The organism is Streptomyces sp. NPDC088810 (assembly GCF_044750305.1).
Taxonomy (GTDB): Bacteria; Actinomycetota; Actinomycetes; order Streptomycetales; family Streptomycetaceae; genus Streptomyces.
Genome location: NZ_JBIVJQ010000001.1, coordinates 421,402 through 447,961, shown reverse-complemented (window position 1 = coordinate 447,961; position 26,560 = coordinate 421,402). Strand labels below are relative to the sequence as shown.

At 72.8% G+C, this 26,560-nt stretch carries 22 protein-coding genes; 14 read left to right on the top strand and 8 right to left on the bottom strand.

Going from position 1 to position 26,560, the window contains the following annotated elements; translation table 11 throughout:
• Positions 1 to 3: 3 nt before the first annotated feature.
• Positions 4 to 456: an HD domain-containing protein gene (locus ACIP4Y_RS02020; RefSeq protein ID WP_401386551.1), complete on the bottom strand. Its 453-nt coding sequence runs from the start codon at positions 454 to 456 to the stop codon at positions 4 to 6.
• A 551-nt stretch (positions 457 to 1,007) separates the two neighbouring features.
• Complete coding sequence (locus ACIP4Y_RS02015; protein WP_401386548.1) at positions 1,008 to 2,180, bottom strand: PP2C family protein-serine/threonine phosphatase; 1,173 nt, start codon at positions 2,178 to 2,180, stop codon at positions 1,008 to 1,010.
• A 171-nt stretch (positions 2,181 to 2,351) separates the two neighbouring features.
• Here ACIP4Y_RS02015 and ACIP4Y_RS02010 point away from each other — a divergent pair, with 171 nt between their 5' ends.
• The gene (locus ACIP4Y_RS02010; RefSeq protein WP_401386545.1) at positions 2,352 to 3,593 is read left to right on the top strand and encodes a GNAT family N-acetyltransferase; all 1,242 of its coding nucleotides are present in this window, start codon (positions 2,352 to 2,354) and stop codon (positions 3,591 to 3,593) included.
• Positions 3,594 to 3,675: 82 nt separating this feature from the next.
• Here ACIP4Y_RS02010 and ACIP4Y_RS02005 read toward each other — a convergent pair whose 3' ends face one another.
• Together ACIP4Y_RS02005 and ACIP4Y_RS02000 are read right to left on the bottom strand one after the other, a co-directional pair.
• Positions 3,676 to 4,485, bottom strand: coding sequence for an Fpg/Nei family DNA glycosylase (locus ACIP4Y_RS02005; RefSeq protein WP_401386542.1), 810 nt, complete (start codon positions 4,483 to 4,485; stop codon positions 3,676 to 3,678).
• A 136-nt stretch (positions 4,486 to 4,621) separates the two neighbouring features.
• Positions 4,622 to 5,107: a ribose-5-phosphate isomerase gene (locus ACIP4Y_RS02000; RefSeq protein ID WP_358644546.1), complete on the bottom strand. Its 486-nt coding sequence runs from the start codon at positions 5,105 to 5,107 to the stop codon at positions 4,622 to 4,624.
• Positions 5,108 to 5,320: 213 nt separating this feature from the next.
• Between ACIP4Y_RS02000 and ACIP4Y_RS01995 the strand changes: the two genes are divergently transcribed.
• Positions 5,321 to 6,739 (top strand): amino acid permease, encoded by a 1,419-nt coding sequence (locus ACIP4Y_RS01995; RefSeq protein WP_401386539.1) that lies wholly within the window; start codon positions 5,321 to 5,323, stop codon positions 6,737 to 6,739.
• Between the two features lie 428 nt (positions 6,740 to 7,167).
• Here the strand turns inward: ACIP4Y_RS01995 and ACIP4Y_RS01990 are convergent, their stop codons facing one another.
• Positions 7,168 to 7,746, bottom strand: coding sequence for a biotin transporter BioY (locus tag ACIP4Y_RS01990; RefSeq protein ID WP_401386536.1), 579 nt, complete (start codon positions 7,744 to 7,746; stop codon positions 7,168 to 7,170).
• Between the two features lie 424 nt (positions 7,747 to 8,170).
• Here ACIP4Y_RS01990 and ACIP4Y_RS01985 point away from each other — a divergent pair, with 424 nt between their 5' ends.
• The 7 genes from ACIP4Y_RS01985 (at position 8,171) to ACIP4Y_RS01955 (ending at position 15,948) form a co-directional block, all read left to right on the top strand.
• A complete protein-coding gene (locus ACIP4Y_RS01985; protein ID WP_401386533.1) occupies positions 8,171 to 9,370 on the top strand; it encodes an ROK family protein in 1,200 nt (399 codons plus the stop codon).
• A 217-nt stretch (positions 9,371 to 9,587) separates the two neighbouring features.
• Positions 9,588 to 10,631 carry an ABC transporter substrate-binding protein gene (locus ACIP4Y_RS01980; RefSeq protein ID WP_401386530.1) on the top strand — a complete coding sequence of 348 codons (1,044 nt, stop codon included), beginning with the start codon at positions 9,588 to 9,590 and terminating at the stop codon, positions 10,629 to 10,631.
• A complete protein-coding gene (locus ACIP4Y_RS01975; protein ID WP_401386527.1) occupies positions 10,628 to 11,476 on the top strand; it encodes an ABC transporter permease in 849 nt (282 codons plus the stop codon). The genes ACIP4Y_RS01980 and ACIP4Y_RS01975 overlap by 4 nt, the downstream gene beginning before the upstream one ends.
• Positions 11,452 to 12,186: an ABC transporter ATP-binding protein gene (locus tag ACIP4Y_RS01970; RefSeq protein ID WP_401386524.1), complete on the top strand. Its 735-nt coding sequence runs from the start codon at positions 11,452 to 11,454 to the stop codon at positions 12,184 to 12,186. Before ACIP4Y_RS01975 ends, ACIP4Y_RS01970 begins: the two co-directional genes overlap by 25 nt.
• Positions 12,183 to 13,538 (top strand): LLM class flavin-dependent oxidoreductase, encoded by a 1,356-nt coding sequence (locus ACIP4Y_RS01965; protein WP_401386521.1) that lies wholly within the window; start codon positions 12,183 to 12,185, stop codon positions 13,536 to 13,538. Before ACIP4Y_RS01970 ends, ACIP4Y_RS01965 begins: the two co-directional genes overlap by 4 nt.
• A gap of 11 nt (positions 13,539 to 13,549) precedes the next feature.
• Positions 13,550 to 14,440 (top strand): TauD/TfdA dioxygenase family protein, encoded by an 891-nt coding sequence (locus ACIP4Y_RS01960; RefSeq protein ID WP_401386518.1) that lies wholly within the window; start codon positions 13,550 to 13,552, stop codon positions 14,438 to 14,440.
• Positions 14,441 to 14,562: 122 nt separating this feature from the next.
• Positions 14,563 to 15,948: an amino acid permease gene (locus ACIP4Y_RS01955; RefSeq protein ID WP_401386515.1), complete on the top strand. Its 1,386-nt coding sequence runs from the start codon at positions 14,563 to 14,565 to the stop codon at positions 15,946 to 15,948.
• A gap of 143 nt (positions 15,949 to 16,091) precedes the next feature.
• Here the strand turns inward: ACIP4Y_RS01955 and ACIP4Y_RS01950 are convergent, their stop codons facing one another.
• On the bottom strand, positions 16,092 to 16,703 hold the full coding sequence (locus ACIP4Y_RS01950) for a histidine phosphatase family protein (protein WP_401386512.1): 612 nt from the start codon (positions 16,701 to 16,703) through the stop codon (positions 16,092 to 16,094).
• Positions 16,704 to 16,732: 29 nt separating this feature from the next.
• Complete coding sequence (locus tag ACIP4Y_RS01945; RefSeq protein ID WP_401386509.1) at positions 16,733 to 18,154, bottom strand: FGGY-family carbohydrate kinase; 1,422 nt, start codon at positions 18,152 to 18,154, stop codon at positions 16,733 to 16,735.
• 179 nt (positions 18,155 to 18,333) lie between these two features.
• Here ACIP4Y_RS01945 and ACIP4Y_RS01940 point away from each other — a divergent pair, with 179 nt between their 5' ends.
• The 3 genes from ACIP4Y_RS01940 (at position 18,334) to ACIP4Y_RS01930 (ending at position 21,702) form a co-directional block, all read left to right on the top strand.
• On the top strand, positions 18,334 to 19,161 hold the full coding sequence (locus ACIP4Y_RS01940) for a DeoR/GlpR family DNA-binding transcription regulator (RefSeq protein ID WP_401386507.1): 828 nt from the start codon (positions 18,334 to 18,336) through the stop codon (positions 19,159 to 19,161).
• 69 nt (positions 19,162 to 19,230) lie between these two features.
• Positions 19,231 to 20,256, top strand: a complete 1,026-nt coding sequence (locus tag ACIP4Y_RS01935; protein ID WP_401386504.1) for a 2-hydroxyacid dehydrogenase — start codon at positions 19,231 to 19,233, stop codon at positions 20,254 to 20,256.
• A gap of 18 nt (positions 20,257 to 20,274) precedes the next feature.
• Positions 20,275 to 21,702 (top strand): FGGY family carbohydrate kinase, encoded by a 1,428-nt coding sequence (locus ACIP4Y_RS01930; protein WP_401386501.1) that lies wholly within the window; start codon positions 20,275 to 20,277, stop codon positions 21,700 to 21,702.
• A 115-nt stretch (positions 21,703 to 21,817) separates the two neighbouring features.
• On the opposite strand, the gene ACIP4Y_RS01925 is transcribed toward ACIP4Y_RS01930, so the two are convergent.
• Positions 21,818 to 22,456: a DsbA family protein gene (locus ACIP4Y_RS01925; protein WP_358644529.1), complete on the bottom strand. Its 639-nt coding sequence runs from the start codon at positions 22,454 to 22,456 to the stop codon at positions 21,818 to 21,820.
• A gap of 137 nt (positions 22,457 to 22,593) precedes the next feature.
• Between ACIP4Y_RS01925 and pepN the strand changes: the two genes are divergently transcribed.
• Positions 22,594 to 25,176, top strand: a complete 2,583-nt coding sequence (gene pepN, locus ACIP4Y_RS01920) for an aminopeptidase N (RefSeq protein WP_401386498.1) — start codon at positions 22,594 to 22,596, stop codon at positions 25,174 to 25,176.
• 207 nt (positions 25,177 to 25,383) lie between these two features.
• Positions 25,384 to 26,421 carry a hypothetical protein gene (locus ACIP4Y_RS01915; RefSeq protein WP_401386496.1) on the top strand — a complete coding sequence of 346 codons (1,038 nt, stop codon included), beginning with the start codon at positions 25,384 to 25,386 and terminating at the stop codon, positions 26,419 to 26,421.
• The last annotated feature ends 139 nt before the right edge of the window (positions 26,422 to 26,560 follow it).

The window sequence follows — 26,560 nt, the reverse complement described above, 5'->3', positions numbered from 1 at the left end:
CGTTCAGGTCCCCGTTTCGAGACCGAGAAGTGCGCGCATGCGGGCGTACTTCTCGGTCAGTCGTTTCCGGGTCGGCTCGTCCAGGACGGCGAGGCGCTTCGGGTCGGCGTTGTGCGCCAGGTCGGCCGCCTTCACCAACGGGGCGCCCGGGGTGGTGAGGATCCGGCACGCGTACGCCTCCGGTTCCTCGCCGGGGCGCTTCGTGAGGGCGTCCACGATGGCCTTGGTGCGGGGGGTCAGGGCGGCGGTGGCCAGCCAGTCGCGGGTGAGGGCGTCGTCCTCGACGGAGTCGTGCAGCCAGGCCGCCGCGATCTGCTCCGCGTCGCCGCCGCGTGCGCGGACGCCTTCGGCGACGGCGGCGAGGTGCTCGGCGTACGGCCGTCCCGCCTTGTCGGTCTGGCCCTCGTGGGCGGCGCGGGCGATGGCCTCAACCTCGGCGAGCGTGAGAGGGGTCATGGGGGCAGTGTCTCTTGCGGGGTGCGGGGGGATTCGGCGTGGGTTGTGTTTCCCACCCGCACCACCCGTACAACTCTCGTCGCCGGGTGCGGGTGGCCCCTGTGGGGCGGGCTCGCCGTCGGCGGCTGCGGGGGCGTGAGTGGGGAGAGCGAGCTTCGGCGGCGGGCGCGTGGGCCGGGAGGGAGGAACGGGCCTCGTGGCTGGATATGGGTCTGCCTCATGGGACGGGCTCGCCGTCGGCGGGTTCAGGGCGTGACTGGGGAGAGCGAGCTTCGGCGGCGGGCGCGTGGGCCGGGAAGAGGAACGAACCTCGTGGCCGGATGTGGGTGCGCCTCGTGGGACGGGCTCGCCGTCGGCGGGTTCAGGGCGTGAGTGGGGAGAGCGAGCTTCGGCGGCGGGCGCGTGGGCGGGGAAGAGGCACGGGCCTCGTGGCCGGATGTGGGTGCGCCTCGTGGGACGGGCTCGCCGGCTGCGGGGGGTGTGTCGGCGGATGCGGGTGCGCCCCCGGCGACACGCGACGAGGCCGACGCAGTGTTCGCGTGTTCGTCGGGTCAGCGGGGGGTGGAAGGGGGTACGCGGCAGATCAGTAGGAGGGCTCGGTCGTCGTTGACGTCTTTTGCCACTGCCTCGATGAGGTGCCAGGCGGCACCGTGGAAGCCGCCGGAGACGTAGCGGTCCGCCTCTCCGGTGAGGCGGTCGATGCCCTCGACGATGTCGCGGTCGGAGGTCTCCACCAGACCGTCCGTGAAGAGCATCAGCACGTCGCCGGGGCGCAGGGAGCCCTTCACGGGGTCGAACTGGGCGCCGTCGTAGACCCCGAGCAGCGGGCCCTCGGCGGCCTTCTCCTCCCAGCGTCCGCTGCCCGCGCTCAGCTGGAGCCCCGGCGGATGGCCGGCGGAGTACAGCTCGTAGTCGCCGGAGTCCAGGTCCAGGACCAGGTGGATGGAGGTGGCGAAGCCCTCCTCCCAGTCCTGGCGCAGCAGGTAGCCGTTCGCGGCGGGGAGGAAGGCGTGCGGGGGCAGGGAGCCCAGCAGGCCGCCGAAGGCGCCCGAGAGCAGCAGGGCCCGCGAGCCGGCGTCCATGCCCTTGCCGGACACGTCCGTGAGGACGACCTCCAGGGTGCGGCCGCCGTTGGTACGGGCCGCGACGACGAAGTCACCGGAGAACGACTGGCCGCCCGCCGGACGCAGCGCCATCTCGTGGTGCCAGCCCTGCGGCAGCTTCGGCAGCTTGCTCTGCACCCGGATCCGCTCGCGCAGGTCGAACAGCATGGTGCCGCCGCGCCGCCAGGGCACACCGACCCGGCTGCGGAACTGCGCGGTCAGCAGCCCGAAGAAGCCGCACGCGGCGACCACCAGGACGATGCCCGGGGTGACCCGGGAGGGGCCCTCGGTGTACGGGCCGAGCCGTACCGACTCCACGATCAGCGCGGTGGCCGCCGCCGCGTACAGGCCGAGCAGGCTCGCCGGGCGCAGCAGCAGGCCGCCGGCGACGATCGGCAGCACCAGGGTGGCCGGGGAGCACCACACCGAGTCCAGGAGGGTCATGGCCGCGAGGACCGGGATGGTCAGCAGCAGTCCGGCGAAGGCGATCCAGTCCGAACCGTCCCCGCGGAAGTAGTCCACGGCGCTTCTGCGCAGCCCGACGCGGACCCGGTGCCACTGCTTCTTCCACCGGGCCGTGAACGTCTCGGCCTTCGCACGCCGCTGTCGTCCTGCTGCCATTAGTTCGGGACCCTATCCAGCGGACCGGCTGCTTGGCACGGGAGGTCCCACTTGTCCCCCCTGCGAGATTCCGCTTCGGCGTTCGTCCGCCGGGTCCGGCGCCGGTCCGCCGGGCTCCGGCCGGGGAGAAATTCGGTGGCTGGTCCCGCTTCGCCCTGATAGGCATGGCCCATGGGGACTGACCACGGAACCGACTTGAAGCCGCTGCGCCCGGAGGAGTTCGACCGGTGGTGGGACCACCTGATCCGGGCCTTCGGCGGCGGGCCGGCCTCTGCCGAGGAACGCGAACTGGACCGGTCCGTCACCGAGTTCGACCGCTCCCTGGGCGTCTGGGACGGGGACACGCTCGTCGGTACGGCCGGGGCCTTCAGCTTTCGGATGACCGTGCCGGGCGGCGCGGTGGTGCCCACGGCCGGGGTGACGATGGTCAGCGTGGCCGCGACGCACCGGCGGCGCGGGGTGCTGACGTCGATGATGCGGCGGCTGCTGGACGACGCGCGCGCCAAGGGTGAGCCGCTGGCCGCGCTGTTCGCCTCCGAGCCCGCGATCTACGGCCGTTTCGGGTACGGCACGGCGACCTTCCAGCTCAACGCCGAGATCGACACCAGCCGGGTCACCCTGGCGCTGCCGGAGGGCACCGACGAGGTGCGCGTGCGCTACGCGCCGCCCGCCGACGTCCTCGCGGAGTGCGAGGCGGTGTACGCGGCGCTGGTGTCCCGCCGCCCCGGCATGCTGGCGCGGCAGCCCGGCTGGGAGCGGGCCGCGTTGGTCGACCCGGAGAGCGAGCGGCAGGGGGCGTCGGCACTGCAGTGTGTGGTCGCCGAACGGGACGGCGAGATCACCGGGTACGCGCGCTTCCGCACCAAGATGGGCTGGGGGCCGAGCGGTCACGACGGCACGGTGACCCTGGAGGACCTGGCCGCGCTCGATCCGGCGAGCGAGGCCGCGCTGTGGCGCTTCCTGTTCGGCATCGACCTGATGACGACACTGAAGGTGCGGGCCCGGCCGGTCGACGACGCCTGGCAGCATCTGGTTTCCGACCTCCGCCGCTGTCTGCCGCAGCCGCGGGACGCCGGGTACGTCCGTCTCGTGGACGTGGGAGCGGCCCTGTCGGCCCGTACGTATCTCGCGCCCGTGGACGTCGTGTTCGAGGTCGAGGACGCCTTCTGCCCCTGGAACGCGGGGCGGTGGCGGCTGACGGGCGACGCGAAGGGCGCGTCCTGCGAGCGTACGGCCGACGCCGCCGATCTCGCCCTGTCCGTGAGGGAGTTGGGCGCGGCGTACCTGGGCGGGGTGAGCCTGCTGTCGCTGGCGGGGGCCGGGCGGGTACGGGAGCTCAGGCCGGGGGCGCTGGCGGAGGCGTCGGTGGGCTTCGGCTCACCGGTGGCCCCGTGGTTCCCGCACGGCTTCTAGGGTCTTTCGCTCGGATCAGGCCGGATCAGGGCGCGGTGCCAGGGTTCGCAAGCCCGGCGTGATCCGAACGACAGGCCCTGGGTCAGCGCTGCTGGCAGCCGGGGCACCAGAACAGGTTGCGGGCGGCGAGGCCGGCGGTACGGATCTCGCTGCCGCAGATGTGGCAGGGCAGGGTGGCGCGGCGGTAGACGTAGACCTCGCCGCCGTGGTCGTCCACGCGGGGCGGGCGGCCCATCGCCTCCGGGGTGTGCTCCGGGCGGACGGTGTCGATCCGGTTGTTCCGCACGCCCTCCCGCATCAGGTCCGCCAGGTCGGCCCAGAGGGCGTCCCACTCGGCCGGGGTGATGTCCCGGCCGGCGCGGTAGGGGTCGATGCCGTGCCGGAAGAGGACCTCGGCGCGGTAGACGTTGCCGACGCCGGCCACGATCTTCTGGTCCATGAGCAGCGCGGCGATCGTCGTACGGCTGCGGGAGATCCTCCGGTACGCCGTGCCCGGGTCGGCGTCCTCGCGGAGCGGGTCGGGGCCGAGGCGGTCGTGGATCGCCTGCTTCTCGGCGTCCGTGATCAGGGCGCAGGTGGTGGGGCCGCGCAGGTCGACGTACGACGTGCCGGTCGCGAGCCGGAGCCGGACGGTGTCGGTGGGCGGGGGTGCCGGGGCGTCGCCGAAGCCGACCTTGCCGAAGAGGCCGAGGTGGATGTGGATCCAGTCGGCGTCCCGGAAGCCCAGGAAGAGGTGCTTGCCGTGGGCTTCGGTGGCGGTCAGCTCGGTGCGGTCCAGGAGGGCGGCGGCGTCGGAGAACTTGCCCTGTGGGCTGGTGACGTGGGGGGCCGTGCCGAGGAAGTGCTCGGCGTAGTCCTGGGCCAGCCGGTGGATCGTGTGCCCTTCCGGCACGGCGGTGGTGTCCTTTCGGGTCTCTGCCCACCCGCCCGCCCCGGCCGGCCGAGAGGTGGGCGGGCCGGACCGGTCGGGTGGGGCAGGGTGCCCGGGTCCCCGGGCCGGTCCGGAGGGGCGGCCAGGCCGGCGGAGGCTACTGCTGGGGGTGGTGGGCCGGGATCGGGGGGAGGTCGCCCGTGGTCTCGTACGCCGAGAGCATGTCGATGCGGCGGATGTGACGCTCGTCGCCGGAGAACGGGGTGTTCAGGAAGACCTCGACGAACTTGGTCGCCTCCTCCGTGCTGTGCATCCGCGCACCCACGGCCACCACGTTGGCGTTGTTGTGCTGGCGCCCGAGCGCCGCCGTCTCCTCGCTCCAGGCCAGCGCCGCGCGCACGCCCTTCACCTTGTTCGCGGCGATCTGCTCACCGTTGCCGGAGCCGCCGATCACGATGCCGAGGGCGTCCGGGTCCGCGGCCGTCTTCTCCGCGGCGCGGAGACAGAAGGGCGGGTAGTCGTCCTGGGCGTCGTAGATGTGCGGCCCGCAGTCGACGGGCTCGTGGCCGGCGGCCTTCAGCCACTCGGCGAGGTGGTTCTTGAGTTCGTAGCCCGCATGGTCGGAGCCGAGATACACGCGCATGCAACGAGTGTGACACGCCTGTTTCCGGGCAGCAGCCCCGGGTGTCGACGGGTGATCGACAGGCAATCTGTGAGGCAGGCCATAGATCCTCAAGGAAACCTCAAGTAACAATCTGGATTCAGAGGTTCCCGAATTCGTACACCTCGGATTCACTGGACCGACTCGTACACCGCTCGTACGGGCAGCTTCACCTGGCGCAAAGGAAATCCGTCCATGACCCCTGGTTCGGGCCTCCAAGCAGGACTGAAAAACCGCCATCTGTCGATGATCGCGATCGGTGGTGTCATCGGAGCCGGCCTCTTCGTCGGTTCCAGTTCCGGTATCGCCACCGCGGGACCCGGCATCCTCCTGTCCTATGCCCTCGTCGGCACGCTCGTCGTGCTCGTGATGCGCATGCTCGGCGAGATGTCCGCGGCCAATCCGACCTCCGGCTCCTTCTCCGCGCACGCCGACCGTGCGCTGGGCCGCTGGGCCGGGTTCTCCATCGGCTGGCTCTACTGGTTCTTCTGGGTCGTCGTGCTCGCCGTCGAGGCGACCGCCGGCGCGAAGATCCTCGAAGGCTGGGTCCCGGCCGTCCCGCAGTGGGGCTGGGCACTGATCGTGATGGTCGTCCTGACCGCGACCAACCTCGTCTCCGTCGGCTCCTACGGCGAGTTCGAGTTCTGGTTCGCCGGCATCAAGGTCGTGGCGATCGGCGCGTTCATCGTCGTCGGTCTGCTCGCCGTGTTCGGCGTGCTGCCGGGCGTGGACGCCGAGAAGGCCTCCTTCGGCAACCTCACCTCGCACGGCGGCTTCCTGCCACACGGTCCCGGCGCGATCCTCACCGGCGTTCTGCTGGTCGTCTTCTCCTTCATGGGCAGCGAGATCGCCACCCTGGCGGCCGGCGAGTCCGAGGACCCGCAGAAGGCGGTCACCAAGTCCACCAACAGCATCATCTGGCGCATCGGCGTCTTCTACCTGGGCTCGATCCTGGTCGTGGTCTCGCTGCTGCCGTGGGACGACAAGTCCATCGCGAAGGACGGCTCCTACGTCGCCGCCCTGAACTCCCTGGGCATCGCACACGCCGGTGAGATCATGAACTTCATCGTGCTGACCTCGGTGCTGTCCTGCCTGAACTCGGGCCTGTACACGGCCTCCCGCATGGCCTTCTCGCTCGGCGAGCGGGGCGACGCGCCGAAGGCGTTCGCACGGGTCAACAGCCGGGGCGTGCCGATGACGGCGATCCTCGCGTCGGTCGTGTTCGGCTTCGTCGCCGTCTTCTTCAACTACCTGTCCCCGGACAAGATCTTCCTCTTCCTCGTCAACTCCTCCGGCGCGGTGGCCCTGTTCGTGTGGCTGGTCATCTGCTTCTCGCAGCTGCGGATGCGGAAGATCCTCCAGCGCGAGGCGCCGGAGAAGCTCATCGTGAAGATGTGGCTGTACCCGTACCTGACCTGGGCGACGGCCGCGCTGATCGTGTTCGTCCTCGGCTACATGCTGACCGACACCGAGCACGACGGCCGGGAGACCGTGCTGCTGTCGCTGCTGGTCGCGGCGATCGTGCTGGTGATCGCCGTGGTGAAGGAGCGGATGAGGGCGGGCCGCCCGGCTCCCGCGGCCGAGGCACCGGCCGACAAGGTGTCCGTCGGCTGACCCGACTCGCACCGGCAGGGCCGCATGACCTGACGCACACCGTCAGGTCATGCGGCCCTGCCGCGTTTCTGGCACGCGTACGGCCCCGGGCGCCGGGGTGCGCTGACGGCAGGTGCTCGCGGCGGCCGAGCCGATACGGGCCGGCGCCGCGCCGTGGGGACGCCTCCTGCGCGTCCAGCAGGCGGAAGGATCCACAGCCGCTCCCCGGCCCCCGCTGGACCTGGCGTGCTCGCGATCCTGCCGCCTGCGGCCGGTCCGCCGCAGCCGCTCCCCGGCCCCCGCTGGACCCGGCGTGCGCACCGCCCCGGCCGGCGACACCGCTCGGGGCCGAGGCGGTGCGGGGTGTTCGGCCCGGAAACGCGGAAGAGGCCCGCCCGGGTCGAGGAGACCTGTGACCCGGGCGGGCCTCTTGCGCGGGAACGAGCGCCTCAGCGCTTGTCGGCGAGCTTCCACGCGGTGGGCAGCAGACCCATCGCCAGGGCCGCCTTCACGGCGTCGCCGATCAGGAACGGGGTGAGGCCGGCAGCGAGGGCCTGGGACGCGGAGAGGTCGGCGGCGTAGGCCAGGTACGGGACGCCGATCGCGTAGATGATCGCCTCGCCCAGCAGCATCGTGCCGGCCATGCGCAGTACGGAGCGGTCGGCGCCGCGGCGGGCCAGGGCGCCCACGACGGTGGACGCCAGCAGCATGCCGAGGATGTAGCCGAAGGAGACGGAGACACCGGAAGTGCCGTGGGCGAACCACGGCACGCCGGCGAGTCCGGCGAGCGCGTACACGGCGAGCGCGGCGAGGCCCCGGCTCGCGCCCAGCGCCGTGCCGACCAGCAGCGCGGCGAAGGTCTGTCCGGTCACCGGCACCGGGGAGCCCGGGACGGGGACGGCGATCTGGGCGGCCAGGCCGGTGAGCGCGGCGCCGCCGAGCACGAGCGCCGCGTCGCGGACGCGGGACGCGGGGAGCAGGTCGGCGAGTACCTCGCGGGGGCGGGCGGTGGCGGCAGCGGTGCTCATGGGTACTCCGCGGGTGACGGGGACATGCTGGGACACGGTGACGCTATCCCAGCCCGCTCCGGGCGATCACCGTCAGCGCTCGACAAAGGGGGGAACGCGGGATTGGTGGGCTCCGGACAAAGGGTGCTGGTTACACCGGTCCGGTCGTGACACTGATCACAGAGGCAGCGACGTCCAGCTCACTCGACCGGCCGCCGACGGGACTGTGGGGTCTCACCAAACGCATCCGGATCGTCTGGCCGGATTCCCCTTTCCTGCCCTACCCTTCCAGCCATGGTTGCCCAGGCCCGGAATCTCACCTCGCGTCGCTATGTCGACCTGCGACGCCAGGGCACGGCCACCTGTCACCGCCCCGGGTAGGGGCGGGCTCCGGCGCGTCTCTGTCCTCCGAGACGTGTCGGCCCCGCTCCCGAGGACGGTCCTCATGCCCCGCACCGCGACTCCCACCCTGCCCTCCCCCGTTCCGCGCGCCGCCGACAGCGACCGGCGACGCACCACCGCCAGCGTCGTGCTGCGCTCCGTGCTGGAGCACGGACCGGTGGCGCGCAGCACCATCGCCCGGCTGACCGGACTGTCGCCCGCGTCGGTGACCGAGCACTGCGCCCGGCTCGCCGAGCGGGGGCTGCTCCGGGAGTCGGCCGCGCCCCGCCGGTCGAACGGGGTCGGCCGTCCGCACGTGCCCGTCGACCTGGACGACACCCGCTTCCTGGTCGCCGGGGTGCATGTGGCCGTGCCGTACACGACGGTGGCGCTGCTGGATCTGCGCGGCCGGGTGGTGGCGCGGCGGGAGCTGCGGCACGAGCGGACCGAGCCCGGCTGGGTGCTGGCGCGGGCGGCCGAGGGGCTCACGGGGCTGCTGGCCGGGGTGCCGGGCCGGCGCCCGCTGGGGGTCGGGGTGGCGGTGGGCGGCTGGGTGGACCGGGAGACGGGCACCGTGGTCGAGCACGAGCTGCTGGGCTGGCGGGAGGTGCCGGTGCGGGAGCTGCTCGGCGCCCGTACCGGCCTGCCGGTCGAGGTGGACGGGCACGCGCGGGCGCTGGTGCACGGGGAGCGGCTGTTCGGGCGGGCCCGGGGCAGCAGGAGCGTGCTGCACCTGTTCGTGGGCAATGTGGTGGACGCCGCCTTCTCCGCCCATGCCGAGGTGCACTACGGCCCCCGGTCCGCGGCCGGCGCGATCGCCCATCTGCCGGTGCCGGGCGGCACCGAGGCGTGCGCGTGCGGCCGTACCGGCTGCCTCCAAGTGGAGCTGAGCGAGCGGACGTTGTGCCGGCGAGCGCGGGCGGCCGGGGTGATCGGCTCGGCCAACCCGATGCATGTGGTGGCCGCGGCGACGGGCGGGGATCCGGTGGCCCGGCGGCTGCTGGCGGACCGGGCCCGGACGACCGGGCGGGCGGCCGGGCTGCTGCTGGACGTGCTGAACCCGGAGACGGTCGTGGTCACCGAGGTCGGTGTCATCCACTTCGAGGACTGCCTCCAGGCGCTGCGGGAGGCGGTCGGCCCGGAGCGTTCGGCCGCCGTCGTGCCGACCAGTTTCCCGGATTCCGTGCTGGCGGTGGCAGGCGGATCGGTGGTCCTGGACGCGCTGTTCCGGGATCCGCTGGGCGCCTCACCTGAGGGTATTTAATTCGAAAACTCGGAATGTTGACAGGGGTCGGCATGACCGGGAACATCCTGGTCATGAGCCCTCTCACCAGCTGTCGCACCCTCTGTTGCTGACATATTGCCGCGCATGAAGCGCGTGTTTCCCGCTGTGTGAGCTCCTCTTCCTCCGGCCTGCCCGCCCGGAATTCCTCCTGCGTTTTCGCCGTCTTTTCCCGTTCTTTTCTCCTGGGAGTCCTCCCATGCACCGTCGTGCCTTTCTCACATCCGTTTTCGGCGCGTCCGCCGCCGTCGCCGGCCTGTCCGGCTGCGCGCAGGGCAACGCCGCCGCCGACACCGGCCGCGCCGCCACCGAGCCGCTCGCCGCCGAGGTCCCGGCCGGAACCAGCCTGAAGATCGCCTCCTATCTGGGTCAGCAGCAGCTGCAGTTCAGGCTGGCGAAGCTGCCCGAGCTGCCGTTCAGGGTGTCCGACTGGGTGAACATCGGGGCGGGCCCGGACGTGATCAACGCGTTCCGCGCCAAGTCCCTGGACCTCGCCAACAACGCCGGCATCCCGCCGATACAGGCGCACTACCAGGGCTTCGCCGCGAAGATCGTGGCGATCGACATCACCCGCAAGCCCAACTACCTCTTCGCCACCAGGCCCGGCAGCGAGGTCCGCACGGTCGCCGACTTCAAGGGCAAGAAGCTCGCGTTCTCCCAGGGCCAGGCGCAGGGCGTGGTGCTGCTGCGGGCGCTGAAGAAGGCGGGACTGGCCTACGACGAGGTGAAGCTGGTCCCGCTGACCAGCAACCAGTTCTTCACCGCCCTGCAGTCCGGGCAGGTGGACGTGGCCCCCCTGGCCATCAACCAGGCGCCCGCCTACCTGAAGCAGTACGAGCCCAAGGGCGCCCGGGCCATCCCCACCGACGTGGTCGACCTGCTCAACCTGCTGTGGGCCCCGCAGTCCGTGCTGAACGACCCGGCGAAGGCCGCCGCGATCGCCGCCTACATCCCGCAGTGGGCCAAGGGGCAGGTGTGGCAGTACGAGCACCCGGACGTCTGGAACGAGGAGTTCTACGTCAAGACGCAGAACCTGACCCTCGCACAGGCCCGGAGCATCACGAAGCTGGCCAACAAGCCGCTCTTCCCGCCCAGCTGGGCGGAGGCGATCCGGTGGGAGCAGGAGACCGCCGATCTGCTCGCCGAGGGCGGCTTCGTGAAGAAGTTCGACGTGTCCTCGCTCTTCGACCACCGCTTCGAGTCGATCGCCGCCAAGGCCGTACCCGAGGAGTACCGGAGGTGACCGCCGTGACCACGACGACGACGGCCGTGGCGGCGCCGGCCGTCGGGGAACTCTCCCAGGTCCGCAGGCGCCGCCGCCTGTCCCCCGGCCGCCGGCTGCCCGCCGCCCGGCTGGTCGGCCCGCTGACGCTGCTCGCCGTGTGGGCCGGCGCCTCGGCCGCCGGAGCGCTCGACCCAGGTGCGATCCCGGCGCCCTGGACGGTGCTGAGGACGGCCGGCCACCTGTGGACGGACGGCACCCTGTCCACCGATGTGCTGACCTCGCTGGAGCGGGCCGGCTACGGATTCGCGATCGGCCTGACCGCCGGGGTGCTGCTCGCGCTCGTCTCCGGTCTGAGCCGGGTCGGGGAGGCCCTGATCGACGGGACCGTGCAGCTCAACCGGGCGATCCCCACCCTCGGTCTGATCCCGCTGTTCATCCTCTGGCTGGGTATCGGCGAGACCTTCAAGATCGCCATCATCGCGATCGTCGTCTACATCCCCATCTATCTGAACACGCACGCCGCGCTGTCCGGCATCGACAGCCGCTTCGTCGAACTCGCGGAGGTGCAGGGCCTGTCGCGGCTCGACTTCGTCCGCCGGATCGTGATCCCCGGCGCGCTGCCCGGATTCTTCGTGGGACTCCGGCTCGGTGTGACCGGCTCCTGGGTGGGCCTGGTGGTCCTGGAGCAGATCAACGCCACCAGCGGCCTCGGCTACATGATGTTCCAGGCGCAGAACTACGGCCAGAGCGACGTCATCCTGGTCGGCCTGCTGATCTACGGCGTCTTCGGCCTGGTCTCCGACAGCGTGGTCCGTCTCATCGAACGGAGGGTGCTGTCATGGCGCCGCACACTCGGCAACTGACCCGGCCCGCCGTGCGGCTGCACGGCCTGACCCGGTCGTTCGAGGGCCGTACGGTCCTCGACGGCATCGATCTGGAACTGCCCGCCGGACAGTTCACGGCCCTGCTCGGGCACAGCGGCTCCGGCAAGTCGACCCTGCTGCGGGCGATCGCCGGCCTGGACCACGGGGTGGCCGGCGGCGGGCAGCTGACGGCACCCGAGCGGGTGTCGGTCGTCTTCCAGGACTCGCGGCTGCTGCCCTGGCGGCGGGTGCTGGACAACGTCCTGCTCGGCCTCGACGGCAAGGACGCCGGGGAACGCGGCCGGGCCGCCCTGACGGAGGTCGGCCTGGGCGGCCGGGAGCGGGCCTGGCCGGGCGAGCTGTCCGGCGGCGAGGCCCAGCGGGCGGCACTCGCCCGCTGCCTGGTGCGCGAGCCGGAACTGCTGCTGGCCGACGAGCCGTTCGGCGCGCTGGACGCGCTGACCCGGATCCGGATGCACACCCTGCTGCGCGAGCTGTGGCAGCGCCACCGGCCGTCGGTGCTGCTCGTCACCCACGACGTGGACGAGGCGATCGTGCTCGCCGACCGGGTCCTCGTCCTGGACTCCGGCCGCATCGGCCTCGACCTGACCATCGACCACCCCCACCCGCGCTCCTACCGGGAGCCGGTGCTGGGCGAGTACCGCGAGCGGCTGCTGGCCGCCCTCGGTGTCACGGAGGACCACCGGTGACCACGAGACAGCTCCACCTGAACGCGTTCCTGATGAACACCGGCCACCACGAGGCGTCGTGGCGGCTCCCGGAGAGCGATCCGTACGCCCACGTGGAACTGAGCCACTACGTCCGGCTCGCCCGGATCGCCGAGCGCGGCACCTTCGACTCCCTCTTCCTCGCCGACGGCCCCCAGTTGTGGGGAAGCCTCGCCCAGCGGCCGGCCGGCGCGCTGGAACCGCTCACCCTGCTGACCGCGCTGGCGACGGCCACCGAGCACATCGGCCTGATCGCCACCGCCTCCACCTCCTACAACTCCCCCTACAACCTGGCCCGCAGGTTCGCCTCGCTGGACATCGTCAGCGGCGGCCGGGCCGGCTGGAACATCGTCACCACCGCCGGCGCGGAGGCCGCCCGGAACTTCGGGCTCGCCGAGGAACCCCCGCACGCGGAGCGGTACGCGCGCGCCGCCGAGTTCCTGGAGGTGTCCCGCAAGCTGTGGGACAGCTGGGAGGACGACGCGATCGTCGCGGACAAGGCGGCCGGCGTCTGGGGCGACGACCGCAGGATCCACCCGCCCCGGCACAAGGGGACGTACTTCGGCGTCGAGGGCGCCCTCAACGTGCCGCGCACCCCGCAGGGCTACCCGCTGCTGGTGCAGGCCGGCTCCTCGGAGGACGGCAAGGCGTTCGCCGCCCGGTACGCGGAGGCGGTGTTCACCGCCCAGCAGACCCTCGCCGACGCGCAGGCCTTCTACGCCGACCTGAAGTCCCGTACCCGGGCCGCGGGCCGGGACCCCGAGCACCTGAAGGTGCTGCCCGGGATCGTTCCCGTACTCGGGTCGACGGAGGCCGAGGCGCGGGCCGCCGAGCGGCTGCTGGAGGACCACATCGTGTACGAGCACGGGGTGGGCCGTCTGGAGAGCCTGCTGCAGCTGCCGGCCGGGACACTGCGGCTGGACGGCCGGCTCCCCGCCGATCTGCCGCCCGAGTCCGCCATCGAGGGCGCCAAGAGCCGGTACACGCTGGTCGTGGAGCTGGCCCGGCGCGAGCGGCTCACCGTGCGGCAGCTGATCGGCCGGCTCGGCGGCGGGCGCGGGCACCTCACCGTCGCCGGGACACCCGAGCAGGTCGCCGACCAGATCGAGACCTGGTTCACACAGGGCGCCGCCGACGGCTTCAACATCATGCCGGCCGTGCTGCCCTCCGGTCTGGAGGCGTTCGTCGAGCACGTCGTACCGGTCCTGCGCGGCCGCGGTCTGCTGCGCACCGCGTACGGGCCGCGGCAGACCCTGCGCGAGCGCTACGGCCTGCCCCGCCCCGCGAACCAGTACCTGACCCCCGCTCCCGCCCCCGCCCCCGCCCTCGTCTGAGAGGAATCCCCATGCCCATCGAGATCACCAAGGTCACCGCGCGCATCGGCGCCCGCGTCTCCGGTGTCGACATCTCCCGGCCGCTCGGGCCGGAGGAAGTCACCGCGATCCGGGAGGCCCTCAACGTCCACAAGGCGCTCGTCTTCGACGACGTGCGCCTGGACGACGCCGGCCAGCAGGCCTTCGCCCGCCACCTCGGCGACCTGACCACGGCCCATCCGACGGTCGGCGCGGTCGACGGCGCCCCCAACGTGCTGCCGGTCGACAGCGAGCGGGGCCGCGCCAACCACTGGCACACCGACGTCACCTTCGTCCTCAACCCGCCGCAGGCCAGCACCCTGCGCTCGCTCACCGTCCCGCCGTACGGCGGCGAGACGCTGATCGCCAACGCGGCGGCCGCCTACCGGGACCTGCCCGAGCCGCTGCGCCGGCTGGCCGACACCCTGTGGGCCGAGCACACCAACGACTACGACTACGCGGTGCCGGACGAGGAGATCGACGAGGAGAAGGCCGCCCAGCGCGCCCAGTTCACGTCGATCACGTACCGCACCGCCCACCCCGTGGTCCGGGTGCACCCGCTGACCGGGGAGCGGGGGCTGTTCGTCGGCGGGTTCGCGCAGCGGATCGTCGGCCTGTCGCTCGGCGAGTCCCGCAAGATCCTCGACCTGCTCCAGGCGTACGTCACCCGTCCGGAGAACGTGCTGCGCCACCGCTGGTCGGAGAACCAGCTGGTCCTCTTCGACAACCGCATCACCCAGCACTACGCCATCGACAACTACGACGGCCTGCCGCGCCGCCTGCACCGGGTGACCGTCGCCGGTGACGTCCCCGTCGGCACCGAGGGCAAGGAGAGCTACTCGATCGAGGGGGACGCCTCCCACTACACACCCGTGGCCGCGTAGCCGTATATTCACCCTCCGTACGACAAGGTGTCCGGATAGTGGGCGGCCGCTTCGCGTGAGCGGACGGGCCGCCCACACTGGCGGGGTTTTTGCCCGCCCATTGCCCTGGGGGAGCCGCACCCATGCCCAGCAGCACGACCAAGGAGACGCCGCCGCAGCAGCAGGCGGACGGCTCCCTCTCCCATGGCCTCAAGCAGCGCCATCTGTCGATGATCGCCCTCGGTGGTGTGATCGGCGCGGGCCTGTTTGTCGGCTCCGGTGCCGGCATCGCCGCCGCCGGCCCGTCCATCGTGATCGCCTACACCCTCTCCGGCCTCCTGGTGATGCTGGTGATGCGGATGCTCGGCGAGATGTCCGCCGCCTACCCGTCGTCGGGCTCCTTCTCCGCGCACGCCGAGCGGGCCATCGGCCCGTGGGCGGGCTTCGCCGCCGGCTGGTCGTTCTGGGTGCTGCTGTGCACGGCGGTCGGCCTGGAGGGCATCGGCGCCGCGCACATCGTCTCCGGCTGGCTGCCCGGCACGCCGGAGTGGATGTGGGTGGCCCTGTTCATGGTCGTCTTCTGCGGCACGAACCTGGCCGCCGTGAAGAACTTCGGCGAGTTCGAGTTCTGGTTCGCCGCGCTGAAGGTCGGCGCGATCAGCCTGTTCCTGATCCTGGGTGCCCTGGCCATCGCGGGCGTGCTGCCCGGCACGGACTCCCCCGGTGCCTCGCACCTCACCCACTTCTTCCCGCACGGCAGCGACGGCCTGATCATCGGCCTGCTCGCGTCCGTCTTCTCCTACGGCGGCATGGAGACGGTCACCATCGCCGCGGCCGAGTCGGAGAACCCGGTCAAGGGCGTGGCCTCCGCCGTGCGTACCGCGATGTGGCGCATCGCCCTGTTCTACATCGGCTCCATGGCGGCCGTCGTCACCCTGATCCCGTGGGACTCCAAGGACGTCGTCGAGAAGGGCCCGTACGTCGCCACGCTCGACCACCTCGGCATCCCCGGCGCCGGCCAGCTGATGAACGTCGTCGTCCTGGTCGCCCTGCTCTCGGCGATGAACGCCAACATCTACGGCTCCTCGCGCATCGCCTTCTCGCTGGTCGAGCGCGGCCAGGGCCCGAAGGCGCTGGCGAAGCTGTCCGGCGGGGTCCCGCGGATCGCGGTCCTCGTCTCCTGCGTCCTCGGGTTCGTCTGCGTCCTGCTCAGCTACTGGAGCCCGAACGGCGCCTTCAAGTGGCTGCTGAACATGATCGGCGCGGTCATCCTGGTCGTCTGGATCTTCATCGCGGTCTCCCAGCTGCTGCTGCGCCGCCGCATCGAGCGCGAGGCGCCGGGGAAGCTGGTCGTGCGCATGTGGGCGTTCCCGTGGCTGACCTGGGTCGCGCTGGCCGGCATGGCCGCGATCTTCGTCCTGATGGCCCGCGAGCCGGACACCCGGGTGCAGCTGTACTCGACGGGCGTGATGACGCTGGCCCTGGCGGCCGTCGGCTACGTCCGGCAGCGGGTGCGCGCCCGGCGCTGACCGCCGTACGTTCCGGCGAAGGCCCCCACGTGTGACACGTGGGGGCCTTCGTGGTGCTCCGGCGCCCCGCCGCCGTGAAGGGTGAGAAGACGATCACGAGGGTTCGGACGCTCTTATTGCGACCAAGTCGCAATTGCAGCTTATCAGCAGGAAGGCAGGTTGAGGGAGAGCAACGCGGCCTGCTCGCCGTCGATCCGCAGCTCGGTCAGCGCCGCGTTGTGCAGCCGCGGCAGGACCCGGCGGTACTCGGACAGCGGGATGTGCAGCAGGGAGCACAGCACCAGGCGGAGCAGGGTGTTGTGGGCGACGACCAGGACCCGCTCGCCGGGGTGGGCGGCGGCGATCCGGCGCAGGGCCGCGGTGCCGCGTGCCGTCGCCGCACGGGGGTCCTCGGCGCCGGGGAAGGGGTGCGCCACCGGGTCGGCGCGGAACGCCTCCGCCGCGGGCGGGTCGTCCGCCGCGAACTCCGCGAGGGTACGGCCCTCCAGCACGCCGAAGTCGCACTCCCGCAGGCCGGGCTCCCGGCGCGGGACGAGTCCCAGGGCCCGGCAGGCCGGCTCTGCGGTGGCGACCGCCCGGGACAGGGGCGAGGTCCACACCGCGTCCACCGGGTGCCCGGCGGCCCACCGCCCCAGCGCCTCGGCCTGGTCGCGCCCGGTGTCCGTCAGGGCCACATCGCTCACGCCGGCGTACCGGTTCTCGGCGTGCCACACGGTCTGCCCGTGCCGGGCGAGGAGAAGGGTGGTGGGAGTCATGGGCAGCAGTATCCCGGGCGGAGCGCGTCTCACAGCCGCGCCCGCGCGTGCGCGGCCACCGGGTGCGGAAGCCACCCCCGCGCCTCCAGTTCCCCCACCAGCCGGGCGTAGGGCTCGGTGAAGCGGGCGGTGCGGCCGGGGCGGGGCTCGACCGTGGTGCCGGTGCGCACCATGCCCTCGGCCACCGCGGCGAGCGTCGGCCCCGCCCCGGTGCCGTACGCGGCCAGGGCCGCCATGCCCAACGCCGGTTCGGTGCGGGCCGGGACGCGCAGCGGGCGGCCCAGGACGTCGGCGCGCAACTGGGTCCAGTACGCGCTGCGGGCGCCGCCGCCGGTGACGGTGAGGGGGCCGCCGAGGGGGGCGCCCAGGTGGTGGAGGTAGTCCAGGCAGAGGCGTTCGGTGAAGGCCACGCCCTGCAGGAGGGCCGCCCACAGGTCGGCGTCCGACTCCGGGTCGCCGAGCAGCAGGGAGGTGGCCCGCGGGGCGAGGAAGGGGAAGCGTTCGCCGGGCGAGACGAGCGGATAGGCGACCGCGGTCGAGGGTTCGAAGGCGGCGGCGCGGGCGTCCAGCACGGCCGGGTCCGCGCCCGGGAAGCGGGCCGTGAGCACACCGGCGCCCACGCTGGAGGCCCCGCCCGGCAGCCAGGTGCCGTCGGGCGCGCGGTGGTTGTAGACCACGCCGGCCGGGTCGGACACCGGCTGCGCCGCCGCGCCCTTGAGGACCAGCGTCGTCCCCAGCACCGAGTTCCAGGAGCCCTCGCGCAGCGCGCCCGCGGCGATCTGGGCGGCGCAGCCGTCGGTCATGCCCGCGACGACGGGCGTGCCGGCCGGGATTCCGGTGGCCTCGGCGGCGGCCGGGCAGACCTCACCGAGCCGGGTGCCGGGCCGTACCACCTCCGGGAGGACGCCCGCGGGCAGTCCGGTGAGGTCGGGCCAGGCCTCGCGGTGCAGGTCGTAGGCCGTCTTCAGGGCGTGGCTGGAGTCACTGGGCACCGGGTGGCCGACCAGCCGGGCGGTGATCACGTCCGGCTGGTGGGCGACCCGGCCCGGGCCGTGCGCGCCGACCAGCCAGCGCACCTTGGGCAGCGCCCAGGTGTCCTGCACCACGAGCCCGGCGGAGCGCAGCCGGCCCGCCTCGGCGGCGGCCCGCCCGTCGTCGTACATCAGCGCGGGGCTCACCGGCCGGCCCCCGTCGTCGGTGAGCAGCACGGTCCCGGACGTCCCGCACACCGCGACCCCGGCCACCCGGACCCGCGCCCCGGCGAGCGCCGCCCGGCAGGCCGCGCCCACCGCCGCCCACCACTCCCCCGGGTCCTGTTCGTGCCGCACCCCCTCCCGGCGCCCCCGGCTGAGCGGCGCCGCACCGCTGCCGGGCACCCTGCCGTCGGCCGTCACCAGCAGCGCCCGCACCCCCTGCGTGCCGAGGTCGACCCCGAGCCACGCCTCATCCATCCGAACCTCCGCTCTTCGCGACCGGTCCTGTGAACTTCCCACGCTCCTCCGAGATTTCCCCCTGATTTCCCCGTGCACAAGGGATTGACGGCGTTTCACCGCCGATACACCCTCTGTTGTCGAGTCGACTCGCCCGGTGAACCCGCCCGACCCCACCGCCCCACCGACGGAGGTCCCGGATGGACAAGGCACAGCAGGGACCCGCGGCCCGGCAGGCCGCCCTGGCCGAACTCGTCCTCGCCGAGGGCTCGGCGAGCGCGGCCGAGCTGGCCGAGCGGTTCGGGGTGAGCCTGATGACCATCCACCGGGACCTGGACGAACTCGAACGGCAGGGCATCGTACGGAAGTTCCGCGGCGGGGTGACCGCGCAGCCGTCCGGGGTGTTCGAGTCGAACGTGCAGTACCGGCTGAAGACCATGCGCCCGCAGAAGGCCGCGCTCGCCGAGCGGGCGATGCGGCAGATCGAGCCCGGCATGGCCGTCCTGCTGGACGACTCCACCTCCACCCTGGAGATAGCGCGCCGGCTGCGGCTCGGCGGGATCACCCCGCTCACCGTCGTCACCAACTTCCTGGAGGCGATCAACCTCCTCGCCGACCAGCGGGGCATCCGGCTGGTGGCGCTCGGCGGCGACTACGACCCGCTGCACTCCTCCTTCCTCGGGGTGTCCTGCGTGGAGGCCGTCGGCCAGCTCCGCGTCGACGTCGGCTTCGTGTCCACCTCCGGCGTGCACGGCGGCTACGCCTACCACCAGGAGCAGCACATCGTGTCGGTGAAGCGGGCGATGCTCGACATCGCCGCCCGGAACGTCCTGCTCGCCGACCACACCAAGCTGGGCCGGGTCGCCCTGCACCGGGTGGCCCCGCTCTCCCGCTTCGACCTGCTGCTGGTGGACGACGGGGCCGCCCCGGAGGCGCTGCGCGACCTGGACGAGCACAAGGTGCGCTACGAGGTGTGCGCCACCGCCGCCGGGACGGGGGAGGGCGATGACCGCGCCGGAGCCACGTGAGCTGCGCACGACCTACCGGTCGCGGGGACCGGCCCATGTCCTCGACGCCGAGACGGGAGACTCCCTCAGATGACCTCCAGTGGTGTGCGTGTGGTGGCCGCCGGCGACCACTTCGTCCTGCCGTCCCTGATCACGGCCGCGCTGGCGGAGGAGGCCGACTGCGCGGTGCGGGAGCTGACCCTGGGCTGGCCGCTGGAGCCGTTCGGGCCGGTGGCCGAGGTGAGCGAGGCGAGCGACGCCGAGGAGGCGCTGATCGCGGCCCTCGACGGCGCCGAGGTGCTCGTCACCCAGATGGGACCGGTCACCGAACGCGTCCTCGCCGCCTGCCCGGGGCTGCGGCTGGTCGTCGTCTGCCGGGGCGGACCGGTCAACGTCAACCTGGAGGCGGCCGGGCGGCACGGCGTGCGGGTGTGCTTCGCGCCCGGCCGCAACGCCGCGGCCACCGCCGAGTTCACCGTCGGTCTGCTGCTCGCCGCCCTGCGCCGCATCCCGCAGGCCCATGACCTCCTTGCGCGGCAGGGCAGTTGGGCCGGTGCGTCGTACTACACCTACGAGCACAGCGGCCTGGAGCTGGAGGACCTGCCCGTCGGGCTCGTCGGCTACGGCGCGGTCGGCAGCCGGGTCGCCCGGGTGCTGTGCGCGTTCGGGGCGCGGGTGATGGTGTACGACCCGTACGCGCGCGGCGAGGTGCACGGGCTGCGCCTGTCCGCGCTGGACGACCTGCTGCGCCGCTCCGCCGTCGTCACCCTGCACGCCCGGCTCACCGCCGAAACCCGCGGTCTGATCGGCGCCCGCGAGCTGGCGCTGCTGCCGCCGGGCGCGGTGGTGGTCAACGCGGCCCGGGGTCCGCTGCTGGACGAGGACGCGCTGTGCGACGCGCTGGCCGAGGGCCGGCTGTCGGCGGCGGCCCTGGACACCTTCGCCCGCGAACCGCTGCCGCCGGACTCCCGGCTGCGCGCGCTGTCCGACCGGGTGGTGCTCACCCCGCACCTGGGCGGGGCCAGCCGTGCGGTGGCGGAGAAGGCCGCCCGGATCGCCGCCGCCGAGGTGGGCCGCTGGGTGCGCGGGGAGCCCCTCGCGCACTGTCTGACCTGATTCCCCGGGAGGCTTGGCATGTTCGTCGGGATCGATGTGGGGACCTCCCTGGTGAAGGCCGCTGCCTTCGACCGGGCCGGGCGGCAACTGGCCGTCGAGGCACGGCCGGTGCACCTCGATGTGCGCAGGGGGGCCGTGGAACAGGAGATGCGGGAGGTGTACGCGGCCGTCGTCGGTGTGCTGCGGGCGTTGACCGGGCGGCTGGAGGCGCCCGTGGAACTGGCCGGGCTGACCGGGCAGGGTGACGGGGTGTGGCTGGTGGACGCGGCGGGCCGCCCGGTGCGGCCGGCGCTGTCCTGGATGGACGGCCGGGCGCACGAGCTGGTGGACCGGTGGCTGGCGGACGGCACCTTCGAGGCCGTCTTCCGGCGCACCGGCAGCGCGATGTTCCCGGGCTGCCCGGGACCGCTGCTGGCCTGGCTGGACCGGCACGAACCGAAGGCCCTGGACGCCGCCGCGGCGGCCGTCTACTGCAAGGACATGGTGTTCCAGCGGCTGACCGGCGCGGCGCGGGCGGTGACGGACGTGTCGGACGCGTCGATGCCGTTCCTGGACCCGCGCTCCCGGTCGTACGACGACGGGGTGGTGGAACTCCTCGGCCTCGCCCACCGGCGCGGACTGCTCCCGGGGATCGGCGATCCGATCGCGACCGGCGAGGCGAGCGGCGAGGGGCTGCCCGCCGGGACCCCGCTGGCGAACGGCCCGTACGACCTGCCGGCCTGCGCGCTCGGCGCCGGGGTCACCGTGCCCGGCGACGGCCTGCTGATCGTGGGCACCTGTCTGGCGAGCCTGGTCGCCACCACCGAGCTGGACCTGGACGGCGAACCGGCGGGGCTGTACATCTCCACCGACCGGCCGGGCCACTGGCTGCGCGCGATGCCCGCGATGGTCGGCACGGCGGCGCTCGACTGGGTGCTGCGCACGACGGGGGCCCGGCACGAGGAACTGGACGACCTGCTGGTCGCCGCCCCGCCGGGCTCGTCCGGGGTGCGGGTGCTGCCGTACTTCGCGCCGTCCGGTGAGCGGGCGCCCTTCGTGGAGCCCAGGCTGCGGGCCGAGCTGCTCGGGGTCTGTCTGGAGACGCGCCCCGCCGACCTGGTCCGGGCCACCTGCGAGGGCATCGGCTACGCGGCCCGGCACTGCCTGGAGGCGGCGGGCCTGACCGGCTCGCTCGCGGTGTGCGGCGGCGGCACCCGCAGCCTCGCCTGGACGGGGCTGCTGGCCGATGTGCTGGGCCGGCCGCTGAAGGTGGTGGAGGGCGAGGTCGGCGCGCGGGGCGCGGTGCTCGCGGCCGCCGCCCGGTACGGCATGCCCCTGGACACCGCCGCCTGGACCGGGCCGACCCGGGTGATCGAGCCGGACCCGGACCGGGCGGCGTACTACGCGAAGGGGTACGAGGAGCACCTGGAGCTGCTGGCTGCGGCACGGGAACGGGCCCGGCGCTGAGTGCTCCGCAGGAACTGCCGGGTCGCGCTGGCGGGCGGCTGCGGCGCCGTCGTGGCTGGTCGCGCACTTCCCCGCGCCCCTGCGGGGTGCCGGCCGCCGGGCCCGTCACCCGAACTCACAGGTTGCTGAAGTCGGGGCCCTTGGTGCGGGAGCGCTTGATCTCGTAGAAGCCCGGCACCGAGGCCACGGCGAGCGTGCCGTCCCACAGGCGGGCCGCCGCCTCGCCCTGCGGGGCGGGGGTGACGACCGGGCCGAAGAAGGCGATCTCCTCGCCGTCGGGGCCGGGCACCGCGATGACCGGGGTGCCGACGTCCTGGCCGACCTTCTCGATGCCCTCCTTGTGGGAGGCGCGCAGCTCCGACTCGTACGGGGTGGAGTCCCAGTGGTCCATGAGGGACTCGGGCAGCCCCACGTCCCGCAGCGCGGCGGCCACGGCCGACTTCTCCGGGCCCTCGCCCTGGTTGTGGATGCGGGTGCCGAGCGCCGTGTAGAGGTCGCCGAGCACCGCTTCGCCGTGCTCCTGCTGGGCCGCGATGACGACGCGGACCGGGCCCCACGCCTTGGTCGCGAGCATCTCGCGGTACTCCTCGGGCAGCTCGTCCAGCCGGTTCTCGTTGAGCACGGCGAGGCTCATCACATGCCAGCGGACCTCGATGTCGCGGACCTTCTCCACCTCCAGCACCCAGCGGGAGGTCATCCAGGCCCAGGGGCACAGCGGGTCGAACCAGAAGTCGACGGGGGTCTTGTCCGACATGTCTCTCCTCGTCAGTATCACTTTCCCCGGAAAACGCGCGGGTCGGCCGTGCCATTCCCCGTCCCCCCTGTCAGGGGCGCATGGGAGGATCGGTCCTGTTCAACCGCCATCCGCGCGATCACGAGGGAGTGCCGTCCGTGCCCGGTGAGAATCTGTCCCGCGACGAGGCCCGGGAGCGGGCCGCCCTGCTGTCCGTCGAGGGCTACGAGGTGTCCCTGGACCTGCGGTCCGCCGTCGGCGACGCGGGCGGCGAGCCGCGCACGTTCCGCTCGCTGACCACCGTCCGCTTCCGCTGCAACGAGCCGGGCGCCTCCAGCTTCGCCGATCTGATCGCGCCGAGCGTGACGTCCGTCTCGCTGAACGGCCGGGATCTGGACCCGGGCGAGGTGTTCGACGGTTCCCGGATCGCACTGGAGGACCTGGCCGCGGAGAACGAGCTGGTGGTGGACGCCCGGTGCGCCTACTCGCGCACGGGTGAGGGCCTGCACCGCTTCGTCGACCCGGAGGACGGCGAGGTCTACCTGTACACGCAGTACGAGCCGGCCGACGCCCGCCGGGTGTTCGCGAACTTCGAGCAGCCGGACCTGAAGGCGCCGTACCGCTTCGAGGTGCAGGCGCCCGAGGGGTGGACGGTGTGGAGCAACGGCGCCGGTGAACTGGCCGACGGCATCTGGCGGTTCGCGGAGACCAAGCCGATCTCGACGTACATCACGTGCGTGGTGGCGGGCCCGTACCACTATGTGACGGACTCCTACACCCGGACCTTCGAGGACGGCACGAAGCTGGAGATCCCGCTCGGCGCGATGTGCCGCAAGGGTCTCGCCCCGCACTTCGACGCCGACGACGTGTTCCTGGTGACCAAGCAGGGCCTGGACTTCTTCCACGACCACTTCGACCACCCGTACCCGTTCGGGAAGTACGACCAGGCGTTCGTGCCGGAGTACAACCTGGGCGCGATGGAGAACCCGGGTCTGGTGACCTTCCGCGAGGAGTACATCTTCCGCGGGAAGGTGACGCAGGCGTCGTACGAGGCGCGGGCCAACGTCATCCTGCACGAGATGGCGCACATGTGGTTCGGCGACCTGGTCACCATGGAGTGGTGGGACGACCTGTGGCTGAAGGAGTCCTTCGCGGACTTCATGGGCACGTTCGCGAACGTCGGCGCGACCCGCTTCAAGGACGCGTGGATCACCTTCGCCAACCGCCGCAAGGCCTGGGCGTACCGCGCGGACCAGCTGCCGTCCACGCATCCCATCACGGCGGACATCCGTGACCTGGAGGACGCCAAGCTGAACTTCGACGGCATCACCTATGCCAAGGGCGCCTCGGTGCTCAAGCAGCTGGTGGCGTACGTCGGCCAGGACGCCTTCCTCGAAGGCGCCCGGCGTTACTTCAAGCGCCACGCGTACGGCAACACGCGCCTGGGCGACCTGCTGTCGGTGCTGGCCGAGACCAGCGGCCGGGACATGACGGCGTGGTCGCGGTCCTGGCTGCAGACGGCCGGGGTGAACACGCTGACCCCGCAGGTGCTGCTGGACACCGAGGGCGGCCGGATCGCGGAGCTGGCGATCCTCCAGGAGGCTCCCGAGTCGCACCCGGAGCTGCGTCCGCACCGGATCGCGGTGGGCCTGTACCGCCGTACGTCCGAGGGGGCGCTGGAGCGGTACGCGCGCGTGGAGACGGACCTGCACGAGCCGCGTACGGTCGTGGCGGAGCTGGCGGGCGCCGAGGCACCGGAGCTGGTGCTGGTCAACGACGACGACCTGACCTACTGCAAGGTCCGGTTCGACGAGACCTCGCTGGCGACGCTGCGGTCCGGCCTGGGCGGGCTGACGGACCCTCTCGCGCGCGCCCTGTGCTGGTCGGCGCTGTGGAACCTGACCCGCGACGGGCTGCTGCCGGCGCGGGACTTCATCGACCTGGTGCTGCGGTTCGCGGGCCGCGAGTCGGACATCGGTGTGCTGCAGATGCTGCACGCCTGGGCGAACTCGGCGCTGGTGCACTACGCGGCGCCGGCGTGGCGGGAGACCGGCGGGGAGCTGCTGGCCGAGGGGGCGCTGCGGGAGCTGCGGGCGGCCGAGGCGGGCAGTGAGCACCAGCTGGCCTGGGCGCGGTTCTTCGCGGCGGTGGCCTCCGCCGAGCCGGACCTGAAGCTGCTGGCGGATCTGCTGGACGGCACCACCGGAATCGAGGGTCTGGAGGTGGACCAGGAGCTGCGCTGGGCGTTCCTGGAGCCGTTGGCCGCGCACGGGGCGGCGGACGAGTCGGTGCTGGCCGCGGAGCTGGCCCGGGACGACACGGCGTCGGGCAAGCGGCACCAGGTGCGCTGCCTGGCCGCGCGGCCGTCGGCGGCGGTCAAGGCGCAGGCGTGGGCGCAGGTGGTGGAGTCCGACGCGCTGTCGAACGCGCTGGTGGAGGCGACGATCTCGGGCTTCCAGCAGCCGTCGCAGCGGGAGCTGACCGCGCCGTACGCGCAGCTGTACTTCGCGGCGATCGAGCGGGTGTGGCGGGAGCGGTCGATCCAGATCGGCATGGACGTGGTGCGGGGTCTGTTCCCGGCGTACCAGGACCGGCGGGAGACGCTGGACGCGACGGACGCGTGGCTCGGGGCGCACGGCGACGCGGCGCCGGCGCTGCGCCGGCTGGTACTGGAGGCACGGGACGATCTGGCGCGGGCGCTGCGCGCACAGGAGTGCGACGCGGCGGCCGGCGACCGGTGAGCTTTGGCCTGAGCTTTCCCGGGCGGTGACCGTTACGAAATTCGGTCAAACACAGCCGTAACCCCTGGTCCGCACCCGATCGGACCAGGGGTTTTCCGTCTCTACTCGGCATCCGAACACCTGACCTTTAGTCCCGCCTTGTCCGCATTCCTCGACGGGCGTGTAACAGCGGTTAAGGGCATGACCGGGCGCGGGAATCCCGAGGCCATGACCCACAACACCCCGCTCTCCCCCCGCCCCCTGCGCCACCTCTCCGACGCCCACCGCCGCGTCCTGACGACGGCCCAGCTGCGCGCCCACGGCGTGACACCGGCCGAGCTGTCCGAGCAGTGCCGGGCCGACGGCCCCTGGCGGGAGCTGCTCCCGAACGTGATCCTGCTGCACCCGGGCCCGCCCACCGGCGAGGAACGGCTGCACGGGGCCCTGCTGTACGCGGCCCGCGCCACCGAGCCGGCCGTCCCGGCCCAGCCGACGGCCGACAGCCCGCACCGGCCGCTGTACACCGAGGCCGTGCTCACCGGCCTGGCCGCGCTGACCCTGCACGGCTTCTCGTCCACCCCGCCACTGCCCTCCCTGGACCACGTGGACGTCCTGGTCCCGCGCCTGCGCCGGCTGCGCTCCGCCGGCTACGTCCGCGTCCTGCGCACCCCGTCCCTGCCCGCCCCGCAGGCGGTGTCGGGCCTGCCGGTGACACCGGTGCCACGGGCGCTGGCGGACGCGGTGGCGGAGCTGATGGACGCGGAGGCGGTACGGCGGCTGCTCACCGAGGCGGTGCGCGGCGGCCACTGCGAACCGGCGGCCGTGGTCCGCGAGCTGACCCTGGCGAAGCTGCTGAACCGCCCGCACGTGGTGGACGCGGTGGACGCGCTGGTCGCCGAGGGCCGCTCGATCGCCGAGGACCGCCTGTACCGGATGGTCCGCGAGCACGGCCTGCCCGACCCGGTCTGGAACGTCGACCTGCGCCTGCCCGGCGGCCCGCACCTCGGCGGCCTGGACGCCTACTGGCCGGACCAGGCGGTCGCCGTCGAACTCGACACCCGTGCACCCCGGCAGGACGACGACGCGCTGTGGTCGGAGTACGCCCGCAAGCGCGAGCACCTGGAGCGCCTCGGCATCACGGTCGTGCACCTCACGCCGAGGAAGCTCCGGGACTCCCTGGAACAGCAGGCGACGGTGGTGCGGACCGCGCTGATGGCGTCCGGGGACCGCGACCCGGCCGCGTACGTCCTGGTGCTGCCCCGGTAGTGACGGACCGGGGCGGCGCCGGGAGGGTCCGAGGGCCCTCAGGAGGGGAGAGGAGGGGCCGCCGGCCGGACACCGGCGGCCCCTCCTCACGCGTGCCGCCGCCCGTCCACTTCTGCTGCGCCGGCCGGGTGAGGGTTCA